The sequence below is a fragment of the Kribbella sp. NPDC051936 genome (genome assembly GCF_040680955.1).
Lineage (GTDB): Bacteria > Actinomycetota > Actinomycetes > Propionibacteriales > Kribbellaceae > Kribbella.
This window is the reverse complement of sequence record NZ_JBFAXS010000009.1, coordinates 375,229-388,459: the sequence shown is the minus strand read 5'-3', so window position 1 is coordinate 388,459 and position 13,231 is coordinate 375,229. Positions and strand designations below refer to the sequence as shown.

11 protein-coding genes are annotated in these 13,231 nt (G+C 69.8%); 6 read left to right on the top strand and 5 right to left on the bottom strand.

The genetic code is table 11. The features are described 5' to 3' along the window. Positions 1-56: 56 nt before the first annotated feature. Both AB0L64_RS32205 and AB0L64_RS32200 read right to left on the bottom strand, forming a co-directional pair. Positions 57-557, bottom strand: a complete 501-nt coding sequence (locus AB0L64_RS32205; protein ID WP_363716272.1) for an N-acetyltransferase — start codon at positions 555-557, stop codon at positions 57-59. A 326-nt stretch (positions 558-883) separates the two neighbouring features. Next, the gene (locus AB0L64_RS32200) at positions 884-1,039 is read right to left on the bottom strand and encodes a hypothetical protein (RefSeq protein WP_363716270.1); all 156 of its coding nucleotides are present in this window, start codon (positions 1,037-1,039) and stop codon (positions 884-886) included. Here AB0L64_RS32200 and AB0L64_RS32195 point away from each other — a divergent pair. Then, positions 1,038-1,460, top strand: coding sequence for a DUF4232 domain-containing protein (locus AB0L64_RS32195; protein ID WP_363716268.1), 423 nt, complete (start codon positions 1,038-1,040; stop codon positions 1,458-1,460). The genes AB0L64_RS32200 and AB0L64_RS32195 overlap by 2 nt on opposite strands. 4 nt (positions 1,461-1,464) lie before the next feature. Here AB0L64_RS32195 and AB0L64_RS32190 read toward each other — a convergent pair whose 3' ends face one another. The 3 genes from AB0L64_RS32190 to AB0L64_RS32180 are packed head-to-tail and all read right to left on the bottom strand — an operon-like array spanning position 1,465 to position 7,323. After that, positions 1,465-2,625 (bottom strand): SWIM zinc finger family protein, encoded by a 1,161-nt coding sequence (locus AB0L64_RS32190; RefSeq protein WP_363716266.1) that lies wholly within the window; start codon positions 2,623-2,625, stop codon positions 1,465-1,467. Beyond that, positions 2,622-5,399 (bottom strand): DEAD/DEAH box helicase, encoded by a 2,778-nt coding sequence (locus AB0L64_RS32185; RefSeq protein WP_363716264.1) that lies wholly within the window; start codon positions 5,397-5,399, stop codon positions 2,622-2,624. The genes AB0L64_RS32190 and AB0L64_RS32185 overlap by 4 nt, the downstream gene beginning before the upstream one ends. Positions 5,400-5,442: 43 nt before the next feature. Continuing rightward, positions 5,443-7,323, bottom strand: coding sequence for an ABC transporter ATP-binding protein (locus AB0L64_RS32180; RefSeq protein ID WP_363716464.1), 1,881 nt, complete (start codon positions 7,321-7,323; stop codon positions 5,443-5,445). A 155-nt stretch (positions 7,324-7,478) separates the two neighbouring features. On the opposite strand from AB0L64_RS32180, the gene AB0L64_RS32175 reads away from it, so the two are divergent. The 5 genes from AB0L64_RS32175 (at position 7,479) to AB0L64_RS32155 (ending at position 13,138) form a co-directional block, all read left to right on the top strand. Continuing rightward, entirely contained in the window at positions 7,479-8,249 is a 771-nt protein-coding gene (locus AB0L64_RS32175) for a TetR/AcrR family transcriptional regulator (RefSeq protein ID WP_363716262.1), read from the top strand. Positions 8,250-8,291: 42 nt separating this feature from the next. Beyond that, positions 8,292-8,972 (top strand): TetR family transcriptional regulator, encoded by a 681-nt coding sequence (locus AB0L64_RS32170; RefSeq protein WP_363716260.1) that lies wholly within the window; start codon positions 8,292-8,294, stop codon positions 8,970-8,972. Then, positions 8,972-10,705, top strand: a complete 1,734-nt coding sequence (locus AB0L64_RS32165; RefSeq protein ID WP_363716258.1) for an ABC transporter ATP-binding protein — start codon at positions 8,972-8,974, stop codon at positions 10,703-10,705. Before AB0L64_RS32170 ends, AB0L64_RS32165 begins: the two co-directional genes overlap by 1 nt. Next, positions 10,702-12,777 (top strand): ABC transporter ATP-binding protein, encoded by a 2,076-nt coding sequence (locus tag AB0L64_RS32160; RefSeq protein ID WP_363716256.1) that lies wholly within the window; start codon positions 10,702-10,704, stop codon positions 12,775-12,777. Before AB0L64_RS32165 ends, AB0L64_RS32160 begins: the two co-directional genes overlap by 4 nt. Positions 12,778-12,871: 94 nt before the next feature. Further along, the gene (locus AB0L64_RS32155; RefSeq protein WP_363716254.1) at positions 12,872-13,138 is read left to right on the top strand and encodes a hypothetical protein; all 267 of its coding nucleotides are present in this window, start codon (positions 12,872-12,874) and stop codon (positions 13,136-13,138) included. Positions 13,139-13,231 lie beyond the last annotated feature (93 nt).

The window sequence follows — 13,231 nt, the reverse complement described above, 5'->3', positions numbered from 1 at the left end:
ATTCGGCGAGTTTGACTGAACCTTTTACGACACCTTTTACGACCGCGTACGGACTGTCAGCCGGTGACCGGGTAGGTCAGAGTTCCGGCCGGTACGGCGTGGTTGCCGAGCGCAAGCGCCATCAGGTTGGGACCGTCGTACTGCGGATGGTGGATGCCGAACTCGGTCGCCTGCCGGAAGCCGAACCGCGGGTAGTACTCAGCGTGGCCGAGAACGACAGCGGCAGGCTCCTCGCGGTCACGCGCCGTCGCCAGCGCGGCCCGCACCGCCGCTCCGCCGGCGCCTTGACGCTGGTACGCCGGGAGCACGGCGACCGGTCCGAGTGACAGGACCGGTACGTCGTCGACGTGACAGCGGGTGAGGAGCGCGTAGGCGATCGGCGTGTCGTCGGACGTGGTCGCGACGAACGAGAGTCCCGGGATCCAGGCGACGGGCTCGGCGCGGAGCGCGTCGAGGAAGTCGACCTCGTACTGCCGGCCGAACGCGTCGCGGGTGAGGTCGCGGAGCGGCTCGATGTCGGACGGCGTCTCGACACGGGTGTTCCAGATGTTGGACAACGTGATGCCTTTCGGAGGGTTCAGCGGATGAGTTGACTGACCGAAAGCGCTGCCGGACGCACGGCAGCGCGGGCCCGCGCGGTCATCAACTCACCTCCTCCTCCGAAGTCGTGACCAACTTTAACTCAGCGTGAGGCGTCCATCATTCGAATTAGCGAACAAGGCCGAACGAGGGGAACTTCAGTGAACGTCGTGGTTTCGGGGGACCGTAAGGGTCCGGCCAGATGGAGAAGGCATGCGCTGGGAACCGGGGTGGTCGCCGTACTCCTGACGACCGCCGCGTGCGGGTCGGGCAACACCGCGGACGGAAGCAAGCCCTCCGACCATCAGGGCGCCACGACTCCGGCAAACGCGACCACCTCGACGACTCCACCGGCCTCGACGACTGAACCCGTCTCGTCGAGTTCGGCGAAGCCGTCGACCCCGGCGAGGCCGACCAAGGCGACACCCAGCGACGACGGCAGCGTCGAGCTGTGCACCATGGCGGACCTGACCTTCACTGTCACGACTTACGACGCGGCGGGTGCGGACGTTCGCCATCTGATGCTCGTGGCAACCAACTCGAGCGCCAAGAAGTGCGATGTGGCGAACTACCCAGAGGTCACCCTCGGTGCAGCCGAGCGCCCCGCCCCCGTGAAGGAATCGACCCGCGACGACGAGGCCGTCACGCTCGCTCCCGGCGAGAAGGCGTACGCCGGGGTACTCGCCACCGGCGGCCACATGGACACCTACTCCGTGAAGTCGATGACGGTCGGCCTCGGTAGCCCCGGCGGTGAGACCGAGCCGGAGGCACCGGTCAAGGTGAAGATGCCCGTCACCTCGTTCGAGGCCGACGACGGCCAGCGCGTCACCTACTGGGCGGGCACCGAGGGCCTCGCCATGCGCCCGGTCACGCAGTCCTGACGGACTACCACTCGACGACCAGCGGGTCCTTGGACGGCGGACCGGCCGGGACCCAGGTGTCGTCGACGTACCGGTACGGGTGCCAGCGGCCGTTGCGGTCCAGCCTGAGTTGGGTGTCGGCGCCGACCGTCAACCGGTTCGCCGAGGTGTGGATGGTCAGGTCGTCGTCGGCGGCGAGCAGTTCGGTCCGCGCCCGGTTGAGCTCGGCCGGCTCGGGTGTCCAAGTGTGCTCGAGGACGTCGAGGCCCGGCGCGCCGCCGTACCGCCAGGCTTGGATGCCTGGGGCAACGTCCCGGTCGGAGGACTCGGTCAGCGCCGCGACGAGCTCCGGGAAGTCGGTCGCCAGGCGCACGGTGTCCTGCCACTCGTCGAGCGGTTGCGGCTCCGCGGTGCCGTGAAGGAGCGCGTTCAGGATCGAGCGTGCGCGGCGGGCGGCGTCGAGCACCAGTAGCTGCAGGGCGTGCGGGCCGAGACCTTCGGGTGGTTCGATCCCGGCGACGGCCAGGTCGTCGGCGCTCACCTTCGCCGGCAGGTCGGGTGGCTCCGGCAGGTCGCCGGGCGAGGCCGCGAGTACGTCGGCGACGGCGACGCCCGGTGCTGTGGGTTGGGACGACGACGCTTGGAGCTCATCGAGGAGATCTTCGCGGCTGCGGCCGCGCAGCAGGAGCAGGACGAACGGGTCCGCGTCGAGGAGCCACGCGACTTGGTAGCAGAGCGCCGCGGCGTGCTGGCAGGGCAGCTCCCACGCGTCGCATGTGCAGCTGGAGTCGAGGTCGCCGATGCCGGGGAGCAGCGTGACGCCGGCATCGGCGGCGGCCTCCACCAGGTTGTGCGGCATCTCGCCGTCGAGCAACGCCGCAATGTGCCCGGCCCGCGCGGCGAGCTGCTCGCCGAAGCGGTGCCAGTCGTCGTCGGTCAGCTCGTCGACGTGCACCACGGACTCGTAGGTGTCCTCGGGCGCGTACACGGTCGCGGCGATCCGTCCGGGGCTGACCGTGATCGTGCCGACCTGGCCGGAGTTCGCAGAGCGGCGACCCTTGCGGAGCTGGCCCGCGTCCAGCGACGTGTCCTCCATCGCCTGCACCCAGGCCTGCGCCCACCACGACCTGCCCCGCGTGCTCCGGTGCTGCGCGGCGAACGCCGGGAAACCTCGCGCGGCACTCATCGGGCACCTCCGCGCAGCTCGACGAGATCGGCCAGCTCGGCATCGGAGAGCTCGGTCAGCGCGGCCTCACCACCGGACAGCACCGCCTCGGCCAGCTCGCGCTTGGCGGCGAGCATGCCGGCGATCCGGTCCTCGATGGTGCCTTCGGCAATCAAGCGGTGGACCTGCACCGGCCTGGTCTGGCCGATCCGGTACGCCCGGTCGGTCGCCTGGTCCTCGACCGCCGGATTCCACCAGCGGTCGTAGTGCACGACGTGATCCGCACGGGTCAGGTTCAGCCCGGTCCCGGCCGCCTTCAGCGACAGCAGGAAGACCCGGACCTCGCCGGCCTGGAACCGGTCGACCATGTCCTCGCGCCGCGCGACCGGAGTGCCGCCGTGCAGCAACTGGGTGGGGATGCCGCGCTCGGCGAGATGCCGCTCGAGGAGGCGGGCCATCGCGACGTACTGCGTGAAGACGAGGACGGCGCCGTCCTCCGCGACGATCGTCTCGAGCAGCTCGTCGAGCAGCTCGAGCTTGCCCGAGCGACCGGTCAGCCGGGCGTCGCCGGGCTCCTTCAAATACTGCGCGGGGTGGTTACAGATCTGCTTCAGCCCGGTCAGCAGCTTGACGATCAGCCCGCGGCGCGCCATCCGGTCGCTGGCCTGGACCTCCGCCATCAACTCGCGAACCGTTGCCTCGTACAGCACGACCTGCTCGCGGGTGAGCGAGACCGGCTGGTCGGTCTCGGTCTTCGGCGGCAGCTCCGGGGCGATGCCCGGATCGGACTTGCGCCGCCGGAGCAAGAACGGCGTGACGAGCTTCGCGAGCCGTGCCGCGACCTCCTCGTCCTTGTCGGCCTCGATCGGCGTCGCCCACCGGCTGCGGAACGTGCCAAGCCGGCCGAGCAGCCCCGGCGTCGTCCAGTCGAGGATCGCCCACAACTCGGAGAGGTTGTTCTCCACCGGCGTGCCGGTCAGCGCCACCCGGGCCTTGGCCGGCACGGTACGCAACGCCTTCGCCGTACCGGATGAGGGGTTCTTCACATGCTGCGCCTCGTCGGCGACCACCAGCGCCCACGGGTGCTCACCCAGCCGTGCGGCGTCCCGCCGGAGCGTCCCGTACGTCGTCAGCACGAAACCCTCCCGCGCGTCGTCGAGTGAACGGGACGTGCCGTGGAAACGCCGCACGGGAGTGCCGGGGGCGAAGCGCTGCACCTCGCGCTCCCAGTTGCCGAGCAGCGACGCCGGGCAGACCACGAGTGTCGGGCCCGCGGTGTCCGCGGACTGCTGGCGGTGGAGATGCAACGAGATGAGCGTGATCGTCTTGCCGAGGCCCATGTCGTCGGCGAGGCAGCCGCCGAGGCCGAGCGACGTCATCCGGGCGAGCCAGCGCAGACCGCGCAACTGGTAGTCGCGCAGGGTGGCCTGCAGACCCGGCGGAGCTTCGGGCGGGTCGTCGGCGCGGTCGGGATCGGCGATCCGGGCGCGCAGGTCGTCGAGCCACTGGGCGGGGGTGACGGTGACCTGCCGGCCGTCGATCTCGGTCGTGCCGGTCAGGGCGACGCCGAGCGCGTCGATCGCAGTGACGGGTTTGAGGATGCGGTCGCGGGCCTTGCGGGCAAGCTCGGGGTCGATCAGCATCCACTGGTCGCGGAGCCGGACGACCGGCCGGGTGGCTTCCGCGAGCCGGTCGAGCTCGGCCTCGGTCAGTGGGTCGTCCCCGAGCGCGACCTGCCAGCTGAAGTCGAGGGTCTTGTCGCCCTGGAAGAAGCCGGGAAGGTCGCTCGGCGGCCCGTCGGCCGAGGTGATCGCGGCGCGTGCGGTGAGCTCTCGCCCGAGGCTGCGCGGCCAGTGCAGGTCGATGCCTGCTGCCGCGAGTCGTTGCGCCGATCCGGCCAGCAGGTCGGCGACGTCGTCGTCGGCCAGGTCCATCCGGTCCGGCACGGCGGAGTCGAGCAGGCGGGTGAGCGGCTGCCAGACGCGGGCGGCGCGGCGGATCGCGAGGGTCGCGTCGATCCGTGCGCGCGGGCCGAACCCGGGGACGTCGTCGGACCAGACATCGTCCGCGTCCCTGACCAGGGTCGGGTCCTTCAGGCTGTGCAGCTGGACGACGGCGCTGAACGCGAGCGAGTCGGCGAGCTCGATGCGCAGCGAGATCCGTACGCCGGTGTCCAGGCCCACCGACACCTCGTCCGCCCAGGTCCGCAACCGCTCCGCCCGTTGGGGTGCGGCCGCGGCGAACAGGTCCGTCCGGTGTGCCTTCGCGGCCGCGGGCGACCTCGGCATACCGTCGGCCACCGCGTCCAGGAACTGCCGCAACAACTCCTCGGCCACCGGCAACCGCACCTGGTCGGGGGAGTCGGTGAGGGGCAGTGCGCGGGCCGAGGCGGGCATGGCTTCGGCGAGGGTGAGCAGACGGGTGACGTCATCGGGCTCGAGCGGGCCGACCCGCCAGGCGTCGTGGCCGTCCGGCGTCACGCCGGGAAGCAGCTTGCCCCGGGCAACCAGCTGCAACCCGACCAGCGCGGCCCCGCCCCAGAAAGCGGCCGAGGGATGCGCCCCGGCCGCCCGCCGCATCCGCCCGAGCACCGGCACCGCCTCGGTCACCGGCAACTCGACCGCCCGGACGTCCTGCAGTTGCCCGCCGACCGTCAGTGTGAGGTCGGCCTGGTCGCCGACGCCGAGGGGGAGTGGGTCGCCGGAGGGATCCCAGAACGCTACCCGGCTGCTGCGTGGTGGATCAGCCGGCCGGAAGACCACCGCGTATCCGGCCAGCTGTTGCCCCGTGTCCACCAAACCGACGACCTCCTGCGCGCTCGCGAATGACCAATGAACTTCAGACCGGAACCGCTTCGGCGCCTTCCGCGCCGGGCTGCTCGAACTGGGTGCGGTACAGCTCCTCGTAACGGCCACCGGCCGCCAGGAGTTCCGCGTGCCGGCCGCGCTCGACGATGCGGCCGGACTCGATCACGAGGATCTGGTCGGCGGCCCGGATCGTCGACAGCCGGTGTGCGATGACGACGGCCGTCCGGCCGGCGAGGGCCTCGGTCAGCGCAGCCTGCACGGCGGCCTCGTTCGTCGAGTCGAGCGCGGCGGTTGCCTCGTCGAGGATCACCACCCGCGGCTGCGCGAGCAGCAGCCGGGCGATCGTCAGCCGCTGCCGCTCGCCACCGGACAGCCGGTACCCGCGCTCTCCGACCACGGTGTCCAGCTGGTCCGGCAACGACCGGATCAACTCACCCAGCCGGGCCCGCTCCAGCGCGTCCCACACCTCGTCCTCGGTGGCCTCGGGGCGTGCGAGCAGCAGGTTCTCCCGGATCGAGTCGTGGAACAGATGCCCGTCCTGCGTGACCATGCCGAGCGTGTCCCGCAACGACTCCGCGGACACGTCGCGGACGTCGACTCCGGCGAGCTTCACCACACCCGAGTCCACGTCGTACAGCCGCGGGATCAGCTGCGCGATCGTGGACTTGCCGGCGCCGGACGACCCGACGAGGGCGACCATCTGCCCCGGCTCCGCGCGGAACGAGACGTCGTGCAGCACCTCGACCCCGCCGCGGGTGTCCAGCTTCGCGACCTCCTCGAGCGAGGCCAGCGACACCTTGTCCGCCGACGGGTACGCGAAGCTGACGCCTGCGAACTCCACCGCCACCGGCCCCTCGGGCACCCGGCCCGCGTCCGGCTTGTCCTTGATCAGCGGCTCCAGGTCCAGCACCTCGAAGACCCGCTCGAAGCTCACCAGCGCGGTCATCACCTCGAGCCGCGCACTCGCGAGCGCGGTCAGCGGCGAATACAGCCGGGTCAGCAGCAGCGCCATCGCGACCACCGCGCCGGCGTCGAGCTGGTCGCGCAACGCGTAGAACCCGCCCAGTCCGTACACGACCGCCAGCGCGAGCGCGGACACGAGCGTGAGCGAGGTGACGAAGATCCACTGCACCATGGCCGTGCGGACGCCGATGTCGCGCACCCGGCGCGCCCGGACAGCGAACTCGTGCGACTCGCGCGCCGGCCGTCCGAACAGCTTGACCAGCGTCGCACCCGGAGCCGAGAACCGCTCGGTCATCTGCGTGCTCATCGTGGCGTTGTAGTTCGCCGCCTCGCGCTGCAGACCCGCCAGCCTGGTCCCGATCCGGCGCGCCGGGACGACGAAGACCGGGAGCAGAATCAAGGCGAGCAGAGTGATCTGCCACGAGACCCGCAACATCACCACGAGGGTCAGCACGAGCATCACCAGGTTGCTGACCACACCGGACAGCGTGTCGCTGAACGCGCGCTGCGCACCGATGACGTCGTTGTTCAGCCGGGAGACCAGCGCGCCGGTGCGCGTCCGCGTGAAGAACGCGATCGGCATCCGCTGGATGTGGTCGAACACAGCGGTCCGCAGGTCCAGGATCAGGCCCTCGCCGATGCTCGCGGACAGCCAACGGGTCAGCAGGCTGAAGCCGGCTTCGGCGACCGCGATGACGGCGATCAGCAGGGACAGTTGCAGGACGACGCCGACCGCCTTGCCGCCGACGATCGCGTCGACCACCCGCCCGGCCAGCACCGGCGTGGCGACCGCCAGCACCGCCGCGCCGATGCTGAGCACGAGGAAGGCGATCAGGTACCGCCGGTGGGGCCGGGCGAAGGCGAGGATCCGGCGCAGGGTGGCGCGCGAGAAGGGCCGCTTCTCGTCCTGGGCGTGCATCGCGTGGTAGAGCGAGTTCCACGCGGTCATTTCCATACTCACGGCTGGACTCCGGTGATTCGATCGATCGGGGACGTCGATGATTCCGTAGACCACCGACAAAACCCGACGCTAGAACCTCGACGTAACTTGAGGTCAACTGCGTACGCTGTACGAAGAATAGCCCCTGAGGAAGAATCTTGCACATGAATTCGGAGTACAGCGGCAGTGGGGACCCGGCGAAGAGTCTCGAGCTGCTGTGGCGGAGGCGGCCGGTGCCGACGCGTGGGCCGAAGCCGGCGCTGACCGTGGACGGGATCGTCGTGGCCGCGGTGCGGGTCGCGGACGCCGAGGGGCTGGCCGCGATGTCGATGCGCCGCGTCGCCGACGAGCTGGGCGTCGGGGCGATGACGCTGTACCGGTACTTCCCGGGCAAGGGGGAGCTGCTCGACGTCATGCTCGACACGGTGTACGGCGAGCTGCCGCGGCGCGTCGTACCGGGGGACTGGCGAGCTGCCCTGGACGAGGTCGCGCGGGAGAACCGGGAGCTGTACCTGCGCCACCCGTGGCTGCTCCAGGTCGCGATCAGCCGCCCACCGCTGGGCCCCAACGTGATGGCGAAATACGAATGGGAGCTGGGTGCGGTCGAAGGCATCGGACTCACCGACCTCGAGATGGACGCGACCGTCGCGCTCGTCAACGGCTACGTCCACGGCGCCGTCCGTACGGCGGTGGAGGCGCGCCAGGTGATCCAGCGGTCCGGGATGACCGACAAGGAGTGGTGGCTGGCGCACGTCCCGCACCTGGACCAGATCGGCGACCTGGAGAAGTTCCCGATCTCGGCGCGCGTCGGCACCGCCGTCGGGAATGAGTTCGACGCGCCGTACGACTCCGAACACGCGTTCGAGTACGGTCTGGAAAGGCTGCTGGACGGTGTTTCTGCGCTGGTTGCGAACCGGCCTACGCCGCAAGGGTAAATGCAGTTGTGAGTGAGTACTCACTCAGTTACCTTGGATCTCGTGAGTCCACGAGCCACCCCACTGCCTCCCGAGGAACGGCGCGCCGCCATCGTCGCGGCCGCGCTGCCGTTGCTCGAGGAGTTCGGGCCCGAGGTCAGTACGAAGCAGATCGCCGAGGCGGCCGGGATCGCCGAGGGGACGATCTTCCGCGCGTTCGGCAGCAAGGACGCGTTGATCGAGGCGGCGATGGCGACCGTGTTCGACACCTCCGACCTGGTCGAGGCGCTGGCGGAGATCGACCGTTCACTGCCGTTGCGGGAGCGCGTGGTGGCGGCGGTCGGGATCGGCCAGCGGCGGCTCGGCAAGGTGTTCAAGCTGCTGTTCGCCCTGCGGATCCAGCGCCCGCCGGACTTCCGGAAGGCGACCGCCCTGGACAAGGCGCGCCAGCAACGGCAGTCCGACCTGGCCAACGCGGCGTTCGCCGAGCTGATCCGGCCCGACGAGGACCAGCTCCGGCTCCCGGCCGAGGAGGTGGTCCGGCGGATCAACCTGCTGACCTTCTCGGCGACCCACCCACTGATTTCCGGCGGCCACGTGCTGACCGCCGAGGAGATCGTCGACTTCGCCTTCGACGGTCTCCTCAACCACGGCAAGCACCACACCGGTCAGCCGCCGGCCTCCGAGGACATCGCCGAATTCGCGCTCGACGGTGCCCGCCATCACGACTCTGGGGATGATTGATGTTACTTCGCGTCTTGCGTACGCACCTGCGTCCGTACGCAGGAAACCTGTCCCTGGTGGTCGTCCTGCAACTGGTCGGGACGATCGCCTCCCTCTACCTTCCCAGCCTGAACGCCGACATCATCGACAACGGTGTGGCCAAGGGCGACACCGCCTACATCATGAGCACCGGCGGCTGGATGCTCGCCGTCAGCCTGCTGCAGATCGTCTGCACGATCACCGCGGTGTACTTCGGCGCGAAGACGGCCGCCCTGTTCGGCCGTGACGTCCGCGCCGCGGTGTTCCACCGGGTCGGGGAGTTCTCCGCCCGGGAGGTCAACCAGTTCGGCGCGCCGACGCTGATCTCCCGCAGTACGAACGACGTCCAGCAGATCCAGATGCTGGTGGTCACCACCTGCACGATGCTGGTCGCGGCCCCGATCACCATGGTCGGCGGCGTGATCATGGCGGTCCGCGAGGACGTCGGGCTGTCCTGGCTGGTCGCCGTCGCGGTGCCGCTGCTCGCGGTCACGATCGGCTTCATCGCGAGCCGGATGGTGCCGCAGTTCCGGAAGATGCAGAAGAACATCGACGGCGTGAACCGGGTGCTGCGCGAGCAGATCACCGGGATCCGGGTGGTCCGGGCGTTCGTCCGCGAGCCGCACGAGGTCGAGCGGTTCGGCGAGGCGAACCAGCACCTCACCGACACCGCGATCCGGGCCGGCCGGCTGATGGCGCTGGTGTTCCCGACCGTGATGCTGATCCTGAACATGTCCAGCATCGCGGTGCTGTGGTTCGGCGCGTCCCGGGTCGAGAACGGGACCATGGAGGTCGGGGCGCTGACCGCGTTCCTGAGCTACCTGATCCAGATCCTGTTCTCGGTGATGATGGGCGTGTTCGTGATGATCATGGTGCCGCGGGCCTCGGTCTGCGCGGACCGGATCTCCGAGGTGCTGGACACCGACTCCTCGGTCCGGCCGCCGGTCACGCCGATCACGAACTTCACCGGGCGCGGCCGGCTCGTGTTCGAGCGCGCCTCGTTCAAGTACCCGGGGGCCGCCGAGCCGGTCCTGCGGGACATCAGCTTCGTGGCGTCGCCGGGGCAGACGACCGCGATCATCGGCAGCACCGGCGCCGGCAAGACGACGCTGCTGTCGCTGGTGCCGCGGTTGTTCGACGCGACCGAGGGGCGGGTGCTCGTCGACGGCATCGACGTACGGGAGATCGAGCCCGAGGCACTCTGGGAGCGGATCGGCCTGGTGCCGCAGCGGCCGTACCTGTTCTCCGGGACGGTGGCCAGCAACCTGCGGTACGGCAACCCGGACGCGACCGACGAGGAGCTCTGGCACGCGCTTGAGATCGCCCAGGGCCGGGACTTCGTCGAGGCGATGCCCGAGGGGCTGGACGCGCCGATCGCCCAGGGCGGCACGAACGTGTCCGGCGGTCAGCGGCAGCGGCTCGCGATCGCGCGGGCGCTGGTCCGCAAACCCGAGATCTACCTGTTCGACGACTCGTTCTCGGCGCTCGACCTGTCGACGGACGCCCGGCTGCGGGCGGCGTTGCGGCCGATCACGCGGGAGGCCTGCGTGGTCGTCGTCGCGCAGCGCGTCTCGACGATCATCGACGCCGACCAGATCGTGGTGATCGAGGACGGCGCGATCGTCGGCAAGGGCACCCACCAGGAGTTGCTCGACACGTGTCCGACGTACGTCGAGATCGTCGAGTCCCAGCGTTCCGCGGAGGAGGCGGCATGAGCGAGCAGAAGCCGTCGCCCAACGGGCAGAAGCCGGCGCCGAACGGGCAGGAACCGGGTGCGGCGAAGACCGTCAAGGCGACCGAGCGGCCGACCACCGGGCGGGCGTTCGGTCCTCCCGGCGGCATTCCGGGGGACAAGTCGATCGACTTCCTGCCCTCGGCGAAGCGGCTGCTGAAGCGGCTCCGGCCGCACCGGATGCAGGTGTCGGGCGTCGTGCTGCTGGCGGTCTTCAGCGTCGGGCTGTCGGTGCTCGGCCCGAAGATCCTCGGCCGCGCGACCGACATCATCTTCGCCGGCGCGATCGGCAAGCGGCTGCCGAGCGGTATGACCAAGGAGCAGGTCATCGAGCAGACCCGCGCGTCCGGCAACGGGCGGCTCGCGGACCTGCTGCAGGGGATCGACCTGATCCCGGGCGTCGGCATCGACTTCGATGCCCTGCGCAACGTCCTGCTGCTGGTCCTGGCGCTGTACGCCGGGGCGTTCTTCCTGTCCTGGGCGCAGGGCTACATCCTGAACGGCGTCGTCCAGCGGACCATTCTCGACCTGCGGTCCGACGTCGAGGAGAAGCTGAACAAGCTGCCGCTGAGCTACTTCGACGGCGCGCCGCGCGGTGAGTTGCTCAGCCGGGTGACCAACGACATCGACAACATCTCGACCAGCCTGCAGCAGACCCTGAGCCAGTTGCTCACCTCACTGCTGACGGTGGTCGGCGTGGTCACGATGATGTTCGTGATCTCCCCGCTGCTGGCCCTGATCGCGCTCGTCACGATCCCGATCTCGATGGTGCTGACCGCGGCGATCGCGAAGCGGTCGCAGGTCCGGTTCGTGGCGCAGTGGCGGCACACCGGCGCGCTGAACGGCCAGATCGAGGAAGCGTTCACCGGGCACGAGCTGGTGAAGGTCTTCGGCCGGCAGAAGGAGATCGAGGCGAGCTTCGCGGAGAAGAACGAGGAGCTCTACAAGGCCGCGTTCGGCGCGCAGTTCATCTCGGGCCTGATCATGCCGCTGATGATGTTCATCGGGAACGTGAACTACGTGGTGATCGCGGTCGTCGGCGGTCTGCGGGTCGCCTCCGGCACGATGTCGCTGGGCGACGTACAGGCGTTCATCCAGTACTCGCGCCAGTTCACCCAGCCGCTCACCCAGGTGGCCTCGATGGCGAACCTGCTGCAGTCCGGCGTGGCGTCGGCCGAGCGCGTGTTCGAGGTCCTGGACGCCGAGGAGCAGGTGCCGGACGACGCGACACCGGAGAAGGTGACCGACGCGCGGGGACGGGTCGAGTTCGAGCACGTGTCGTTCTCGTACGACCCGGACAAGCCGCTGATCACCGACCTGAGCCTGGTCGCCGAGCCAGGGCAGACCGTCGCGATCGTCGGCCCGACCGGCGCCGGCAAGACCACGCTGGTCAACCTGATCATGCGGTTCTACGAGCTGAACGGCGGCCGGATCACGCTCGACGGCGTGGACATCACCGAGCTGACCCGGCACGACCTGCGCTCGCGGATCGGCATGGTGCTGCAGGACACCTGGCTGTTCGGCGGCACGATCCGCGACAACCTCCTCTACGGCAACCTGAACGCCACCGAGGAAGACATGCTGGCGGCCGCGAAGGCGACGTACGTCGACCGCTTCGTCCACAGTTTGCCGGACGGCTACGACACGGTCATCGACGAGGAAGGCAGCAACGTCAGCGCCGGTGAGAAGCAGTTGCTCACCATCGCCCGCGCGTTCCTCGCCGACCCGCAGTTGCTGATCCTCGACGAGGCGACCAGCTCGGTCGACACCCGCACGGAGGTCCTGGTCCAACGCGCCATGGCCGCCCTGCGCTCCGACCGCACCAGCTTCGTCATCGCCCACCGCCTGTCCACCATCCGCGACGCGGATCTGATCCTCGTCATGGAGAACGGCGCGATCGTCGAACAGGGCAACCACAACGAACTCCTCACCCTGGACGGCGCCTACGCCCGCCTCTACAACGCCCAGTTCAGCGGCGCGGTAGTAGACATCGACGAGGAAGCAGCAGCCCTGACCGCCCCAGCCACCCCAGCCGCCCGCCCGATGGCCCGCTGACCCGGTGGGCGGGGACGCCACGCGGGCGTCCCCGCCCACTGCAGCTTGTGGATAACTTCCGCGCCGGTCTCGCCTTCTGTGCGGTACTGGACGCATGCCCACGAACTTCGTCCACGAACGCGGCAGCCGGACCGCCCACCGGGTCGCGACGCGGCTGAGCGTCGAGGACCCCGCGGATGTCAGGACGCTACGGGACGCCTACCTCGTGACCTACGAGTTTCCGGCGCCACTGATGGTCCGGGTCGCCGACGACATGCTCGCCGACCTTCGGGCGGATGTTGCTGACCGCAACGTCGATCGGGTGGTCACGCTCGGCCGCGACGGCCACCGATCTGGCGCGGGATGTAGCGGTCCTGCGTGATGCCGGAGGCAACTACCGGAGCGGGCTGGAGGACGGGGCCGGCCGGTGCCGCGGTGAGATCCGGGCGTGGATCGAGGGCCGCGCGACTGATCC